The sequence below is a fragment of the Ruegeria sp. BF10 genome (assembly GCF_056538725.1).
Window position 1 is genome coordinate 174,483 of sequence record NZ_JBQFTR010000004.1, and the last position, 16,034, is coordinate 190,516.

The 16,034-nt window shown below is 57.9% G+C and carries 10 protein-coding genes; 7 read left to right on the forward strand and 3 right to left on the reverse strand.

The window, feature by feature from the left end:
- Nucleotides 1–21: 21 nt before the first annotated feature.
- Both ACR0DJ_RS15925 and ACR0DJ_RS15930 read left to right on the forward strand, forming a co-directional pair.
- Nucleotides 22–3,297: an adenylate/guanylate cyclase domain-containing protein gene (locus ACR0DJ_RS15925; protein WP_480685606.1), complete on the forward strand. Its 3,276-nt coding sequence runs from the start codon at nt 22–24 to the stop codon at nt 3,295–3,297.
- A gap of 20 nt (nt 3,298–3,317) precedes the next feature.
- Nucleotides 3,318–4,481, forward strand: coding sequence for a hypothetical protein (locus ACR0DJ_RS15930; protein ID WP_170345747.1), 1,164 nt, complete (start codon nt 3,318–3,320; stop codon nt 4,479–4,481).
- On the opposite strand, the gene ACR0DJ_RS15935 is transcribed toward ACR0DJ_RS15930, so the two are convergent.
- The gene (locus tag ACR0DJ_RS15935) at nt 4,478–8,077 is read right to left on the reverse strand and encodes a flavoprotein (RefSeq protein ID WP_480685608.1); all 3,600 of its coding nucleotides are present in this window, start codon (nt 8,075–8,077) and stop codon (nt 4,478–4,480) included. The two genes, ACR0DJ_RS15930 and ACR0DJ_RS15935, sit on opposite strands and share 4 nt — an antisense overlap.
- A gap of 331 nt (nt 8,078–8,408) precedes the next feature.
- A complete protein-coding gene (locus ACR0DJ_RS15940) occupies nt 8,409–9,986 on the reverse strand; it encodes a DUF5928 domain-containing protein (protein WP_480685609.1) in 1,578 nt (525 codons plus the stop codon).
- 143 nt (nt 9,987–10,129) lie between these two features.
- On the opposite strand from ACR0DJ_RS15940, the gene ACR0DJ_RS15945 reads away from it, so the two are divergent.
- Nucleotides 10,130–10,948, forward strand: coding sequence for a sulfotransferase family protein (locus tag ACR0DJ_RS15945; RefSeq protein ID WP_171233692.1), 819 nt, complete (start codon nt 10,130–10,132; stop codon nt 10,946–10,948).
- 199 nt (nt 10,949–11,147) lie between these two features.
- Here ACR0DJ_RS15945 and ilvD read toward each other — a convergent pair whose 3' ends face one another.
- A complete protein-coding gene (ilvD, locus tag ACR0DJ_RS15950) occupies nt 11,148–12,980 on the reverse strand; it encodes a dihydroxy-acid dehydratase (protein ID WP_425079403.1) in 1,833 nt (610 codons plus the stop codon).
- A gap of 107 nt (nt 12,981–13,087) precedes the next feature.
- On the opposite strand from ilvD, the gene ACR0DJ_RS15955 reads away from it, so the two are divergent.
- The 4 genes from ACR0DJ_RS15955 to ACR0DJ_RS15970 all read left to right on the forward strand — a co-directional run bounded on the left by ACR0DJ_RS15955 (nt 13,088) and on the right by ACR0DJ_RS15970 (nt 16,027).
- Nucleotides 13,088–13,651: a helix-turn-helix domain-containing protein gene (locus ACR0DJ_RS15955; protein ID WP_170345743.1), complete on the forward strand. Its 564-nt coding sequence runs from the start codon at nt 13,088–13,090 to the stop codon at nt 13,649–13,651.
- A complete protein-coding gene (locus ACR0DJ_RS15960) occupies nt 13,648–13,917 on the forward strand; it encodes a CBU_0592 family membrane protein (RefSeq protein WP_170345742.1) in 270 nt (89 codons plus the stop codon). Before ACR0DJ_RS15955 ends, ACR0DJ_RS15960 begins: the two co-directional genes overlap by 4 nt.
- Nucleotides 13,918–13,988: 71 nt before the next feature.
- Nucleotides 13,989–14,843, forward strand: coding sequence for a 3-mercaptopyruvate sulfurtransferase (gene sseA / locus ACR0DJ_RS15965; protein ID WP_480685610.1), 855 nt, complete (start codon nt 13,989–13,991; stop codon nt 14,841–14,843).
- The gene (locus ACR0DJ_RS15970; RefSeq protein WP_480685611.1) at nt 14,843–16,027 is read left to right on the forward strand and encodes an amino acid aminotransferase; all 1,185 of its coding nucleotides are present in this window, start codon (nt 14,843–14,845) and stop codon (nt 16,025–16,027) included. The genes sseA and ACR0DJ_RS15970 overlap by 1 nt, the downstream gene beginning before the upstream one ends.
- The last annotated feature ends 7 nt before the right edge of the window (nt 16,028–16,034 follow it).

Genomic DNA, 16,034 nt, shown 5'->3' on the forward strand with positions numbered 1-16,034 from the left:
GGGGGACTTCAGAGGGGCGATATGTCTCAAGACCTGAGGGGCTGGTTGAGCGCAAATGGATTGAACGAGTACGCGCAGGCCTTCATTGACAACAAGATCGACTTTTCCATTCTGCCAGATTTGACGGCAGAGGATCTGATCGAAATCGGTGTGACTGCTGTCGGCGACCGTCGGCGGCTTTTGCGTGCCATCGAGCAACTTGATTCCACCCACACCGCAGCCGAGCCTGAACCAACGGCACCGCATGAACCCGCGCGGCGGCAGGTCACGGTGATGTTTGCTGACCTGACCGGGTTCACGAAAATTTCCAGCGAGCTGGATGCCGAGGATCTGCACGCGCTGCTCAATCAGTTCTTCAGCAAAGTGGACAATGTGGTCGAAAAATACGGCGGTCGTATCGACAAGCATATTGGTGATGCGGTCATGGCTGTTTTCGGGGCGCCGATCTCACATACCAACGACACGGAAAGGGCAGCACGCGCTGCGGCTGAAATTCACGCGGTTCTTCCGACGTTATCGCCGCCGCTTTCCTGCCATATCGGCATCTCTTCGGGTCAGGTCATTGCCAGTTCAACCGGCAGCCAGTCACATACGGAATACACGGTGACAGGAGATGGCGTAAACTTGGCCTCCCGTCTCACGGACATATCAGCGGCAGGGGAAACGCTGGTCTCACATGACATTCAACGCGCGCTGGGTCCGTTGTTCGTGGGCGACTCCATCGGGGTCAAGGCGATCAAGGGGCTGAACGAACCGGTTGAGGTCTGGCGTCTGGACCGGCTGGCCAGGAACATTCGAACGAGACGGCACAAATTCATCGGGCGCGAGCGCGAGATGTCGATTTTCTCGGCCACGTTCGACCGGTGCCAGCGCCATGGCAAAGGAGAAGTTCATATCGTTCTGGGCGAACCCGGAATTGGAAAAACCCACCTGTCCGAGCAGGTGGCGGAACTGGCCACCAGCCTGTCCTACAAAATCCACAACGGCGTTGTGGTGGATTTCGGTGCGCGCGAAGGTCATTCAGCCATTCAGACCGTCGCCCGCAGCATTCTGGGACTTGAAGCGTCGGATGGGGCGGAAACAGGGGCGGCTGTCGCAAAAGACGCGATCAGCAGGGGCTGGGTCAGTCCTTCCAACGCCGCGCATCTCAATGCCTTGCTTGAGCTTGAGCAAGACCCGGGTCTGGCCGAGGTCTATGCGGTGATGGACAACAAGACCCGTCTGCGGGGACGGCGTCAGGTTCTTGAGGAACTGCTTTCGGCCAGCAGCCAGGAATCGCCCCTGCTTATTCAGATTGAGGACATCCACTGGGCGACCCCTGACATCCTGACGGCGTGTTCGCATATCGCCGCAGCGACACGGAACATTCCCTGTGTGTTGATGATGTCCAGCCGGGCCGAAGGCGATCCGATCGACAGGGACTGGCAGATGGCGACGGACGGCGCGCTGGTGTCAAAGCTGGAACTGGCGCCTATGGGAGAGGAGCATGTCAGACAACTGGTCGAAGAGTTCCGGGCCATCGATCAGGATTTGCTGGAGACATGTGTCCAACGGGCGGGCGGCAACCCGTTGTTTCTGGAACAGCTGTTGCGCAACACAGACGTACTCAAGCAGGAAAGTGTGCCCGGAAGTATTCAGGGTATCGTCCAGTCGCGATTGGATGCGTTGGATCGCGCCAGTCGAACCGCCCTTCAGGCCGCATCGGTTCTGGGGCAAAGGTTCTCGCCCGAAGTTCTGAATTTCATTCTGGGCGAAGGACATCTGGATACAAGTAACCTGATCCGGTCGGCGCTGATCCGAGAGGCCGGACCTGATCTCATGTTTGCCCACGCGCTGATCCGGGACGGGTCCTATGCTACTTTGGTCAAATCCGAACGGGCCCGTCTGCATCGACAGGCGGCTCAGTGGTTCGAGGATCGAGACGCCACCTTGCGCGCCCAGCATCTGGACCGGGCCGGGGCCAATAACGCAGCGCAAGCCTATCTGGAGGCTGCGGATAAATTGATCCAAGCCTTCCGGTTCGACGATGCCAGCCCGCTGATCGAGCGTGCTTTGGAATTGCCGTCCCCGGCGGGTGTCCGATTTGACCTGCTGTGCGCGCGGGGCGAAACGCATCGGTTGCAGGGGTTGTCAAACGAAGCTTTGGACGAGTTCAAGGACGCGGCCAGTTTGGCGGAAACCGATGAACAAATCGCCCGGGCCCATATCGGGCTGGCGCAGGCGGCGCGGCAAGCAAGCCTGTATCAGGACGCGCTGGAAGCGCTCGACATTGCTGAGGCAGCAGCACAGCGCTGCGGGTCCGAGGAAGATGAGGCCCAGATAAGCTATGTGCGCGGCAACGTCTACTTCCCGCTGGGACGGAACAAAGAAGCGCTGAAGGCCAACGAGCGGGCGCTCTTGCTTGCCCGCAAGCTGGAATCCCCGCGCCTTGAAGTTGGGGCGCTGAGTGGGTTTGGCGACGCCAATTTCATGAAAGCCTCGATGAAGACGGCGGCGGGGTTCTATACCCAAGCCGCTGAACGGGCGCGTGAAAAAGGGCTGGTTCGCGACCTTGCGGCAAATCTGCACAATCTCAGCGTGGCGCGCAGCTATACTGGGGATGTCGGTCAGGGCCGAGCAGATGCCAATGAGGCGATTGAAATCTCGCAGACGTATTTTGCCTTCGTTCCGGAATGTGTTGCGCAAACATGTCTTGGTGTGGCCGAAACCTTTCTGGGCAGTCTCGACCGTGCGCTTGAAGCCTTTGGCGTCTCTGCCGAAATTGCCGAGCGCGTGGGCGCAAAACGCCTTGAAGCGCAGGCGTTGGAACACATGGCCAGAACGCAGGTGTATGCCGGCCAGGTCGGGCGCGCACGTGAAACCGGTCTGCGAGCGGTCGAAATCGCGCTTGAACATGGCCGGAACTTTGTTGGACCCAAGGCCCTGTCAGCCCTGGCGATGGCCGAAACGGACCCGGATGAGCAAACACGCCTTTTGAAACTGGGTTCCGAGATCATCGCCGAGGGATGTGTCGGCCACAGCCATCTGCATTTTTTCCCCGATGCCAGCGCTGTCATGCTGGCGCGCGGTGATTGGGATGCCGCGATTGAGTATGCGGATGGGCTTGCCGCGTTCACCAAGAATGAGCCTTTGCCAATGGTTGACTTGTCCATTCGTCAAGCACGGCTATTGGCCGAGAGCGGGAAGCAGAAAATCCCACCCTCACAACATAGAGGATTTGCCGATCTGAATGAGCAGTTTGCAGCTATGGGCATCACGCAATCGTTGCTGGGCCGAGCGGATTTTCTGGCGGAATAGGCGGCAAGGCAGGAGGCTGAATGAGCGTCGAAGGAAAGGTGTGGCTTATCTCGGGTTTGCTGACCTTTGGGTTGGCCGCTTTGTTGCTCAAGCTCTGGATCGAACTGAACCACTTCGAAGGAGACCCGACGCAACTGCCTGACCAGGCTGCGGTAGATGCATATCTGTGCAAGCTGGACGTTGCACCGGACTACCGTTTGAGAACGGGGATTTTCATAAAGTCTTTCAGCTTTCTTGGCGCCAGCGATGTACAGCTCACCGGCTATATCTGGCAGCACTACAAAGCAGGTGAACATGACGCGATCATTCCTGCCGAAGGTGAGGCCGGGTTTCTTCTGCCCGAAGCGGTCGATACGGCAAACGGCCTTATCGAACAGGCCTATCGGTTGCCGCAACCCGACGGCGTTTTGATTGGTTGGTATTTCGAACAAACTCTGCGCCAGAGCTTCGACTACACCAGTTACCCGTTCGACCACAAAACGGTTTGGGTACGGTTCTGGCCGGCCTCTTTTGAGGCCAACGTCGCGCTGGTTCCTGACTTCGACGCTTATCCGGCGACCGGACCGGATGACATTTTTGGGATCGACAACCGGATCGTGATGGGCACGTGGGAGCGTGAAAACACCTATTTCGATTACAAGCTGTCAAATCTGGATACGACGCTGGGCATCCGGCAGAATGCTTACCAGACCAACACGCCCGAGTTGCATTACAACTTTGTCATCAAGCGCAATTTCGCAAACGCGTTCATCGTGCACATGATTCCATTGCTTGTTGTGGTGATGCTGCTGTTCGGTGCGGTCATGACCGTCACGCGCCGCGAGGGTCTGGTAGAGCGGCATGACTTCAGCACGTCCAGCGTGATCGGCACCTGTTCGGTTCTGTTCTTCGTGATCCTGCTGGCCCATGTGCAACTGCGCGAAGGGTTCGCCGGATCGCCCGTGATCTACATGGAGTCGTTCTTTTTCCTCATGTATTTCATGCTGCTGGCGGTTTCGATCAACACCTACCTTTTCGCGTCCGAGGCGGTGCCGTCGCTGCGGATCATCCATTATCGGGACAACCTGATTCCAAAGGCCAGTTTCTGGCCTTTCGTGCTGCTGTGCATGGTGGCGATCACGGCCTATAATCTCAGCATCAAGAACAGTTCCGAACCGCCACCGATCAGCACGCGGGAGTGTTAGGCCACCGGTTCAAACCCGGGTTTGGGTTCGCCCTGCGCCATATCCAGCGTATAGTCGCTCACCACTTCGGATGTGCCCTCGCGCCAGCTTTTCAGGTACTTTTCCGGATCCGCGATCACATAGGCATAAGCGGGTTTCATCGCCCCCTCGACGACGACGTTGATCTTCTTGCGCACATAGACATTCTCGGGTGAGCCGGGGCCGTGATACCCCTCCAGCCTGTCCAGTTCGCCGAGGCCGGATTCGGTGACACGGTAGACCTCTCCAACCACTTGCTTGCCCATCCCCTGCTGATCCACAAGGGTTGCCATGCGATGCAGATACCCACAGTTGGGATTGTCGCAGAATGGTTCCTTCGGGATGATCAGGGGCATCGGTTGCCGGGTGCGCGCCGTTCCCACGAAGTCGTTCAGAACTTTGCTGTGTGCGTCATGATTGGGGAATCCCTGCTTCAGGGATCCATAGGTGAAATACAGGTAAGAAGGTTCTTTGACGGCCACGAAGCTTTCGTCGCGCCCCTGTTCGGGGTCTGCCATCTTCAGGTTGTGATCTTGCGCCCATCTGTCCAGCATGGAACGGATTTCCGGTTCGATCTGCATGCCCTGAACGAACTCGATGCACGGGGTCGCATCCATGTCATCAGCACCCAGCAGAATCTCGACCATCTTCGGTGCCTTGTTCATCACCGCCACATGCAGCGCCGTGAACCCGTGGTCATTGACGATGTTGACGTCGATATCCCGGTCGATCAGGTCCTGGGCTGCCTCATAGTCGGGCTTGCCCAGATCATGGCCGCTTTCGCCCAGTTCGCCTTCACCGCCCGCTGCATAGTGCAACAGTGAATCTCCGTGGGCCTCGTCCACGATGTTGACGCCGACCACGCCTTCGTCGATGGCGCGGAACACGCGCTTCCATTCGTTGATGTCATCGGCGGCAGCGGCCTCGCGCGCCCATTTGCAGACGCGATACTTCTGGTCGTCCAATTCCTCGAACGCATCCGCCAAAGCTTCCATGATCTGGTCCGGCGTTGCCATCATGCCGATGCCCATCCGGCCGTTCGACAGGCGACCTTCGCGCGGTCCGACGAAATCGACCCCAAGCGTCCTAAGCTTGTCGACGTTGTTCTGCGTGGTGATATTGTTCCACATATTCGTATTGCAGGCGGGGCAGAGGATCACAGGTTTCTTCTGATATTGCCAAGCCACGAAGACCGAGGTCAGAAGGTTGTCGGCGATGCCATTGGCAACCTTGCCCATCGTATTGCAGGTGATGGGGGCCACGATGACGCAATCTGCCCAGTCACACAGTGCCAGATGCGAAGCGCGCACCGGCATGTCAAACTTCAAATAGCGGAAATTCCATTCGTCGTCGTCGCGGTAATAGTCGTTATGGGTGATCTTGGCGTCGATCCGTTCGGCCCCGAAATCGCGAAAGAATTTCTCGGCCGAAACAGACGGGATCAGTTTCACGTTATGCCCCGCATCGACGATGCGTTCGACCAGCTCGGGGATCTTGTCCGCCGCCGACGACCCGCAGGCGCAGAGCAATACGTTTCGCTTTCCGGCGTTTACCTGATTCATCACCCCTTTTGGGTAGCCGAAGGGGTTTTTCTCAAGGCTGGGGGTTTCGTTCAGATCGGATACCGGCAGCCCTTCCTTGCGCATCCTGGCCTGCAATTCACCGACCTGGATCATGTCGACGATGTCTTCCAGCTTTTCGCTTTTGCTGATGCATTTCCCTTTGAAAAACAGATACGGCACGTCCGGTCTTTCCCCAAGCGTCACCAGTTGCCGCCGCATCCTGATCATATTGGGATCCCGCCCGCCCACGTCGATCTGCTTGACGGTCGTTGCCCCGATATTCGAAAGAATGCTGCGCAGCATATAGGACCACGGGTCCTCGTCCTCGTAGAACAGAACCATCGTATTGTGCTTGATGATGCTGGCAACATCGCTTGGGTTTTCGGGCGGCTCGACCTCTTCGATCACCAACAATGCAGGGTCTTCGAGATCCCGCAGACCACGGAAAATGTTGCCGCGCGGCGCTTGCCAGACCTGCGAGGTCGCCGGACTCATATCAACTATGGTCACAACGTCTTCATCCTCGTCATAGTCTATGCACAGGCACCAGAACTCTTCGAGCAACGCAGTTTCCCGAAACACGTTGTCCGGCGGGCGGATCGCCTCGATCCCGGTGACGCGATTGAAGTCGATGTTGATCATCAGGTGGCGATTGCTGTTCGTGGTCAGGCTTTTCAACTGCGCCTTGAACCAGTCCTCGGGGGTCTGGATTGATTTGTCGTCACGGGTTCCAAAGCTGTGGAACGAGCTGCTCAGATGCAGGTTCTCGGATTGGCTGAGATACTTTTCGACCATGTCGTGCATGTCTTTGGCGGTGGCGACCCGGCGGACAGTATCCGTGAACGACACCTGGGCCGCCCGCAGCAACTCGTCCTCGTCCACCCTGTAGTCGCCGTGGATAGCGAGGCTTTCCACCAAAACGCCGATCGAGTTCATGTTGGGCGTTGCCCGGCGGAACAGGTTGCGGCGTTTCTTGGGATCTTTCGCCAGATAACGTGTGCTGTCGACGTAGTTGCACCGCTGCTTGAAGGTCTTCAGATGCGTCTTGACCGCTGCCCGTGCTGAAAACCGCAACAGGCCGCGGGACCGCATCGAGGTTCCATCACGATCCGACATGGCTTGCCACAACCGTTCGACGATTGTCACCCAAAGCTTGCCGTATTTTTCAGGGTGCACATCCATCATATGCACCAGCCCCGTGCTTGGATTGCACTTGGCGATGACGGCAAAATGGCCGCCGGGCATGTTCTCTTTGCCATGGGCAAGACCGACCTGGAAATTCGCCACCAGAATGTCGTTGTCACCGCCCAGCCGGTTGGATTCGTCGATCGCCTCAAGCAGCAATGGCACACTGGTTGTGTCTTCGTCCATGAAATAGGCCTGAACCTGAACCCTCTCGCGCAGCCCCTGCGTGTGAATGTAGGTGCAGGCGACGTCAAAAAGCTCGCCCAGCGAGATTCCGTCGTTCACGACAAAGGACGAGGGCAATGCGCATTCGCGGAAGATGTCATTGACTTCGCAGCTGAACCCCAGCGCCGACATGCTGAGAGCGGCCGCCGTGACGCTGCAACAATTGATTGGCTGCTGAAAATTCTGCAACTGAACGCTGACCAGATCACCAAACATCGTTGCAAAACAGGGTTGCCGGACGCTCTCTGGTATCTGAAGCCAGTTCTTGCTGGACAGATACGCCAGCCGGGTTCCATCCAGCGCAAGCGCTTCAAGGCTGACAGGGATATCCGAGATTTGCAGGTGCTCTTCATAGAAGTAATCACCGACATCCGCGCTGGCCAATGGATTCCCGTTCTGGCGCAGCTGAACCACGCCGCGCAGCACGATATACATGCCGTTCGCCGGCAGAACCGCGTTTCCGGTCACTTCGATACATTCGAATTGTGGGTTGATGACGGCTGGGTCAGCGATCTGCGCCTTGCCCGGAAGGACATCATATATCATCTTCCAGTCTGCGTCGCTTGGGGTGTAAGGTCTGGATTTGGAAATTTGATCTATGGTCACAACTGTGTCCCCCCGGAGTTGCGTTGCAATATTTCAATCTTCGGTCAGCCAGTGCTTCTGGTTCTTCGAAGCTCAGACACCGGTCATTCAGAATAAAAGACCTGCCTGTTTTCCGTGCGTGTTCCTGGCAAGGGCCGTGTTGCTGATAGAAAAAGTATGAACAAAATGGCCCAATTGGCTGCACAATATCCGATATTTGAATAAAAATCACGAGTGCAGTTGCAGCGGCTGCTGCTGCCTTGCGTGGCGGAACACTTGCCATCCGCGATTTGGATTGCGCAGGGCACAGGTGCCAGCCTTTGGGCAGACAATCTGTGAAGGGCTTTGGGGATCAGTCGAGGAAAAGATAATCCAACTGCATGATGGCTTGGGCTTTGTCTTCGCCAACCCCAAGAAACCTGGCAATGACCGCTTCGTTCTCGGCGCGCGGGGCCGTTTCCGGCAGGCGCAGGTAATTGTCCAGCCGGGCGGCGCGGATCCGTTCGGATTCATAGCCTAGATCGTTGCGAAGGGTCGGCAGCAAGGAAGCAACGGTTTCCGTTGGACTGTTGTCTCCGGCCAGCCCGACGCGACGCGCGTGGCCGATCAGATAATCGTCCGAGTATTCGCATTCGATCTCAAGCACGTGGGTTTTGGCCTGGTCGCCGCAGAAATCCTCGAGCGCGTCAAGATTGGCCGGGTCAAGGCACAGCACCAGCTGATCCGACCCGAAACTGTCGAACAACAGGCGCAGAACGGCGCGCCGGTGACGAGAGCGCTTGGTCAGTGTGGATTCGATCCCGCCCAGGTCCGGCAGCAACGTGTTTTCTTCGTTGAACAGGTATTCGACGCAAGGAATTTCCGTTTCAGATGCGATCTGATCGACAAGACGTTTGGCGACATGCCATTTCTTGCAGACGATCACGAACAGTTCCCGTTCCGGGCCGAGTACGCTCCCGGCTTCCCAGAAGCGTTGTCCGAACCGGCGGCCGATGCGTCCGCGACCGGTGAGAAACGCGTACAGATTGCGCCCCTCGTTCGAGATCGGGAAATCGACGCCCTCACTTGCATAGAGCGAACCGAGCCGGGCCTTCAACTCATGCGCCTCGGCGCTGATCTTGCGTGCGAACAGATAATCCTGGCCCAGCAACATGTCATAGTGGTCATTGTAGAACGTGACCGGCATTCCATAGTCCGAGAACATCAGGAATGTCGGCGTTCGGTTTTCAATCTCGTTTTTCGGGATCAGGTGACGCACCAGCGTCTGAAAGAAGGTTTCATCAGGGATCCACGTGGTCGAAAAAAACCGTATCACATCCCGGCGCTGACGCAGGAAATCCAGAATCATTTCGACGGTTCTGCGACGCAGGCACCACCATTGGCTGCCGATCATCATCTGAATGTCCTGGGGGATGCCCCGCGTCAGACCGAAGCGCTTCTGCAATTCATAGGCGGCATAGAACAGCTTGGACTGCGTACGTTCGTTGAAGTAGTGGCGATAGATCAACCGGTCTTCTTTCATGCCGGTCTTGATCCAGTTGCTGTCAAAGAAATCGTGGCTTTCGATGAAATCCTTGTCGTGATCGTCGAGGTAACGGTGCGTGTATTCAGCGGTTTTGATCGCCATGCAGTCACCCGACAGCATGTAGAAATGCGTGGCGCGGGGGAAGGTTTCCACGGCGGCTTGCAGGGCGTTCAGCGTGGCCTGCACCAGCGACCATTCTCCCCAGCCGCATCTGACGCGCTTTTTCGCAAAGGTAACATTGGGGTTCTGATCCAGTGCGGACCGAATGCGCTCATAGGCTTCGGTGCTGGCGCTGGCGTCAAAATGGATGGCCATGCAATCGCCGACAGCTGTCAGTTGTTCGGCCTGAGCAATGATGGCCTCAGGGTCCTTGTGACACAGCAATATATAGGCGACTTTTGCCATAGAGATAACGCAATATCCGTTTCTGCCTGATTTCAACCGTGATACTGAGGATGAACGATTGAATAAACAGAATAATTTTGGTTCTTTGTAACCAAAAGCTGGCGTATCGCATCGAGACTTGGCCAGCGGAGGAGGCACAGCAGATGGGGTTTCCCGGTACCTGGATGACCGAGAGCGAAAGCATGGTGTACCGTGTGGTGCCCAAATGTGCCTGCTCGACCATTGGTCAGATCATGTATTTTTCGGATCACGGTCAGTTCTTTGACGGTGATATCCATGATGCCAAGGACGGCATGCACAAATGGGCATTTGATCAGAGCCAGGAGCTGATCTCGAACAACGTGCGCAATCACGCATCCTATTCGTTCACTTGCGTGCGCAATCCCTACACCCGCATTCTCAGCTCATTCTTTGACAAAATCTGCGGCATTCAGCGCAACGGCAAGAGATACCGCGGCAATCTGGTGCCGACGCTGATCTACAACTACGGGATCGAAGTGGGCGGTGACGACGGCAAAGGAGAGTTTGACCAGATCGCCAGCTTTCGCCGGTTTCTGCTGTTTGCGCGTGATACGATCCGGTGGCGGCGCCCGATGGACCCGGACATTCACTGGTCTGCGATGTCAGGCCACGTGTCCACTTTCATCGTGAACGGCGGTCACTATGACCGGATATTCTGGACAGAAGCGTTCAATGACGGGATGCAGGATGTTCTGGACAATGTCGAGCTGAAGCACCCGGTCAAATTGTCCGAGATCCCACGGTTCAATGAATCCGAAGGGCACGGACCAAAACGTGCGCATCCGGTTGAAGACTACTTTGACGATCTGTCAATGCATCTGGTCTACGAGATCTACAAGCAGGATTTCGAGCTGTTCAAATACGACTTCGAAAACCCAGCCAACAAGATGCCGATCGGCGAAATCGATCTGGACGAAATCCATGCCAAACTGGGCGACTGACGGTGGGGTGCTCCCGCCCGTCGTCGTTTTTTCTTGCGAAACATCTCCTCCGGTTGGGCCCGGCGCCGCGCGTTGCGCGGCGCCGGGCCCAAGGCCAAACGTGGCATCAGCAAAGCTGATGGTGCGATTTGGGCGCGGGAGTTCTTGAGGACGGTCGAAATCCCGGCTCGCCGCCTCAGCAAGCCGGTCCCGCAGGTGCTCAGACTTGGCGAACAGCCCCTTTTGCTGCGCTGGTCGTCAGCTTTGCATAGGCCTTGAGCGCAGTGGACACCTTGCGTTTGCGGGGCGCGGCGGGCTCCCACCCCTTTGCGTCCTGTTCCGTGCGGCGGGCGGCCAGCTCTTCATCTGACACAGCCAGATGAATGGTGCGGTTGGGGATGTCGATCTCGATCGTGTCGCCATTCTGCACCAGGCCGATCTCACCGCCTTCGGCCGCCTCGGGTGATACATGTCCGATCGACAGGCCTGATGTGCCGCCCGAGAAACGACCATCGGTCAGCAGCGCGCAGGCTTTGCCCAGTCCTTTGGACTTCAGATATGACGTCGGATACAGCATTTCCTGCATCCCCGGGCCGCCTCGCGGGCCTTCATAGCGGATCACCACCACGTCGCCTTCTTTTACCTTGCCGGTGAGAATGTCGTTGACCGCCTGATCCTGACTTTCGCACACGTAAGCCGAGCCGGTAAACTTCAGGATATTGGCGTCCACGCCAGCAGTTTTCACGATACAGCCGTCGCGGGCGATATTGCCGAACAGAACGGCCAGACCGCCATCCTGGCTGAAAGCGTGTTCTTTCGAACGGATCACGCCGCCTTCACGGTCGGTATCCAGTTCCTTGTACCGGTTCGACTGGCTGAACGCCTGTGTGGTGCGCACGCCGCCGGGGGCGGCCTTGAACAGCTCCTGCGCCTTGGGATTGTTGGCGACCTTGATATCCCAGTTGGCGATCGCCTCGCCCATCGTCGCCGAATGTACCGTGTTGCATTCCTCGTGCAGCAGGCCTGCGCGGCTGAGCTCTCCGAGAATCGAGAAGATACCTCCGGCGCGGTGGACGTCTTCCATGTGCACATTTTCGGTGTTGGGCGCGACTTTGCACAGGCAGGGAACGCGGCGGCTCAGGCGGTCCATGTCGGTCATGGTGAAATCAACGCCACCCTCATGCGCGATCGCCAGCAGATGCAGAACCGTGTTGGTCGATCCGCCCATGGCGATGTCGAGGCTCATGGCGTTTTCGAATGCTTCGAAGGTGGCAATCTCGCGAGGGAGAAAACCTTTTTCATCCAGATCGTAGTGGCGCTTGGTGATCTCGACGATGCGGCGGCCTGCCTCAAGGAACAGCTCTTTGCGGTCTGCATGTGTCGCCAGTGTCGAGCCGTTGCCCGGCAGGGCAAGGCCCAACGCTTCGGCCAGGCAGTTCATCGAGTTCGCAGTGAACATGCCCGAACAGGACCCGCAAGTCGGGCAGGCATTCTCTTCGATGTGCTGAACCTGTTCGTCGGTGAATTTGTCGTCTGCCGCGGCGACCATGGCGTCAACGAGGTCGATTTTCTTGGCATCCAGATCAGCGATATCGATCTTGCCGGCCTCCATCGGCCCGCCCGAGACAAATATGGCCGGGATGTTCAGGCGCATTGCGGCCATCAGCATGCCGGGGGTGATCTTGTCGCAATTCGAAATGCAGACCATCGCGTCGGCACAATGCGCGTTGACCATGTATTCGACCGAATCCGCAATGACTTCGCGCGAGGGCAGCGAATACAGCATGCCGTCATGGCCCATGGCGATTCCGTCATCCACCGCGATCGTGTTGAATTCTTTTGCAACGCCACCGGCGGCCTCGACCTCGCGCGCAACCATCTGGCCCAGGTCCTTCAGGTGGACGTGACCGGGCACGAACTGGGTGAACGAGTTGACGATGGCGATGATCGGTTTGCCGAAATCGTCGTCTCCCATGCCGGTGGCACGCCAAAGGCCGCGTGCGCCAGCCATGTTGCGGCCATGGGTTGAGGTTCTGGATCGGTACAATGGCATGATGCTGTTTCCCTGTTGCCTCGGGTTGCATGTCTTGGGGTTCGTGCGTTATAGCGCACGTACCACATGTGCGCTATAACGCACAAGAGGATTCGCGGGACGATGAGATGGACTCTGACGATATAACGCTGAAACTGCGAGACGTGCGTGCGGCATCGGGCCTGAGCCTGTCGAAAGTGGCCGAGATGACGGGCGTGAGCAAAGCCATGCTGGGGCAGATCGAGCGCGGCGAATCCAGCCCGACCATCGCAACACTGTGGAAAATTGCCAAGGGGTTTCAACTGCCGCTCAGCGCGTTGATCGATACGATGAACGGGGATCCTTCGGTTTTTCAGACCGTCACTTTCCCCGGCACGATCGAGGTCAAGATCGTCTTTCCCTTCGATCCCGCTCTGGGGGCCGAGACATTCCACGTCAACCTCACACCGAACCAAAGCCACGAGTCGCCCGCCCACGCGACAGGCGTGACCGAGGAGGTCTTTGTTCTGAACGGCACGCTTGAGATCCTGCGCGGAGACGAGTGGGTTTCCCTACAGGCCGGGCAGGGGTTGCGTTTCGCGGCGGATCTTCCGCACGGGTATCGCGCCGGTCCAAAGGGGGCGGCCTTTCTGAACATGCACCATTACGCCCAACACACCGAGTTTGTAGAGAACGGCAAGGCCCATTCATGACCGCATTTTTCGACAGTCTGACCATCGTTGACGCCATCGGCTCTTTCGGGGCCCTGATCGTGGTCGCCGCGTATTTCGCGACACAGATGCGGATGATGAACTCGGATGATCTGGCCTTTCCGGTGATCAACCTGGTTGGCTCGGTGCTGATCGTCTATTCCCTGCTCCAGAATTTCAATCTCGCATCGATGTTGATCGAGGGGTTCTGGATTCTGATCAGCCTCATTGGGATTATCCAACATTTCCGCCTGCGCAGCGCCAGGTGAGCGCTATCCAGCCTTGAACCCCTATGCTGCCGGGTATAGGGAAAAATCAAGCGCGCTTAGGGGAGGCTTTGATGCAGGACGATCCAAAAACCCTCGTATCCACCGAATGGCTGGCCGCGCATATGAAGGATCCGGATCTGCGGATTCTGGACGGGTCGTGGTACTTGCCCGCGCAAAATCGTGATGCAAAGGCCGAATATGATGCAGGCCACATCCCCGGTGCGCGGTTCTTTGATATTGATGAGATATCCGATCACCGTTCCGACTTGCCGCACATGGCGCCTCCGGTCGAGAAATTCATGTCGCGCCTGCGCGCGATGGGGGTGGGCGATGGTCATCAGGTCGTGGTCTACGATGGCGCCGGGCTGATGTCGGCCGCGCGGGTCTGGTGGCTGTTCCGTCTGATGGGGCAGGAAAACATCGCGGTTCTGGATGGTGGATTCCCCAAATGGCAGGCGGAAGGGCGCGAGGTTGAAGACCTGCCGCCGGTCATCCGTGATCGTCATATGACCGTTCGGGTGCAAAATCAGCTTGTCCGGGACGTCACGCAAGTGTCCGCCGCCGCCAAGCTGGGTGATCATGAGATTATCGACGCCCGCTCGGCCAGCCGGTTTTCCGGGGCCGAGGCCGAACCGCGCGAGGGGCTGCGCTCGGGGCATATCCCGGGTTCACGCAATGTCCCCTTTGGCCAGTTGCTGAACGCCAATGGCACCATGAAGTCGCCGGAAGAGTGCCGCGCCATATTCGAGGCGGCGGGCGTCGATCTGTCGAAACCGGCGATCACTTCGTGCGGGTCCGGCGTGACTGCCGCGATCCTGAGCCTTGCGCTGGAGCGCATGGGCAAGAAAGACCACTCGCTTTATGACGGCTCATGGGCTGAATGGGGTGCCTTCCCGACCCTGCCCGTCGCAACCGGAGAGACCTGATGTTCGAGAACCTGAAACCGCAGCCTGCCGACAAGATCCTGGCGCTGATGCAGATGTACCGCGAAGACCCGCGCGATCAGAAGATCGACCTGGGTGTCGGCGTCTACAAAAACGCAGAAGGCATTACCCCGGTCATGCGCGCCGTCAAAGCGGCCGAGCAGCGCATCTGGGAAGAGCAGGAAACCAAAGCCTATACCGGGCTGGCCGGCGACCCGGCCTATGCGGATGCGATGATCGGTCTGATCCTCGGCACCTCGGTTCAGCGCGGCAATATCGCGGCTGTGGCGACACCGGGCGGCACCGGCGCCTGCCGTCAGGCGTTCGAGATGATCCGCATGGCGAACCCGTCGGCCCGCGTCTTCGTGTCGAACCCGACATGGCCGAACCACTTGTCGATCCTGAACTACCTTGGGATTGAGACGGTTCAATACCGCTATTTCGATGGTGACACACGTGGCGTCGATTTCGACGGCATGATCGAAGACCTGAAGACCGCCAAGGCGGGTGACGTGGTTCTGCTGCACGGTTGCTGCCACAACCCGACCGGCGCCAACCTCAACATGGTTCAATGGCAGGAGGTCGTGAACCTGATCAACGCACTTGGCCTCGTTGCAATGATCGACATCGCCTATCAGGGCTTCGGCGACGGTCTGGAAGAGGATGCGCAAGCAACACGTCTGGTCGCGTCTTCGGTCAAGGAATGCCTGATAGCGGCGTCATGTTCGAAGAATTTCGGCGTGTATCGCGAACGCACCGGTTTGCTGATGGCCATCAGCGCCGATGCCGGGCAGACCGCTTTGAACCAGGGTACATTGGCATTCCTGAACCGCCAGAATTATTCGTTTCCACCTGACCATGGCGCACGTGTTGTGACCACGATCCTGATGGACGAAGCCCTGCGCGCCGACTGGATGGCCGAACTGGAAGAGGTGCGCCTGTCGATGCTGGGCCTGCGTCGCCAACTGGCCGATGAACTCCAGCGTCTGAGTGGCTCGGACCGCTTTGGTTTTATCGCCCAGCACCGCGGCATGTTCTCGCGCTTGGGTGCGGCCCCGGAACTGGTCGAGAAACTGCGCGTTGAACACGGCATCTACATGGTCGGCGACAGCCGCCTGAACATCGCCGGTCTGAACGCGACAACCGTGCCGATTCTGGCCAAGGCCATCATTGACGTCGGCGTCTGACTATCAG

Bases quoted from the DNA above. Each gene is read 5' to 3' on its own strand.
- ACR0DJ_RS15925 (WP_480685606.1), top strand. From the start codon at position 22: ATGTCTCAAGACCTGAGGGGCTGGTTGAGCGCAAATGGATTGAACGAG.
- ACR0DJ_RS15930 (WP_170345747.1), top strand. From the start codon at position 3,318: ATGAGCGTCGAAGGAAAGGTGTGGCTTATCTCGGGTTTGCTGACCTTT.
- ACR0DJ_RS15940 (WP_480685609.1), bottom strand. From the start codon at position 9,986: ATGGCAAAAGTCGCCTATATATTGCTGTGTCACAAGGACCCTGAGGCC.
- ACR0DJ_RS15945 (WP_171233692.1), top strand. From the start codon at position 10,130: ATGGGGTTTCCCGGTACCTGGATGACCGAGAGCGAAAGCATGGTGTAC.
- ilvD (WP_425079403.1), bottom strand. From the start codon at position 12,980: ATGCCATTGTACCGATCCAGAACCTCAACCCATGGCCGCAACATGGCT.
- ACR0DJ_RS15955 (WP_170345743.1), top strand. From the start codon at position 13,088: ATGGACTCTGACGATATAACGCTGAAACTGCGAGACGTGCGTGCGGCA.
- ACR0DJ_RS15960 (WP_170345742.1), top strand. From the start codon at position 13,648: ATGACCGCATTTTTCGACAGTCTGACCATCGTTGACGCCATCGGCTCT.
- sseA (WP_480685610.1), top strand. From the start codon at position 13,989: ATGCAGGACGATCCAAAAACCCTCGTATCCACCGAATGGCTGGCCGCG.
- ACR0DJ_RS15970 (WP_480685611.1), top strand. From the start codon at position 14,843: ATGTTCGAGAACCTGAAACCGCAGCCTGCCGACAAGATCCTGGCGCTG.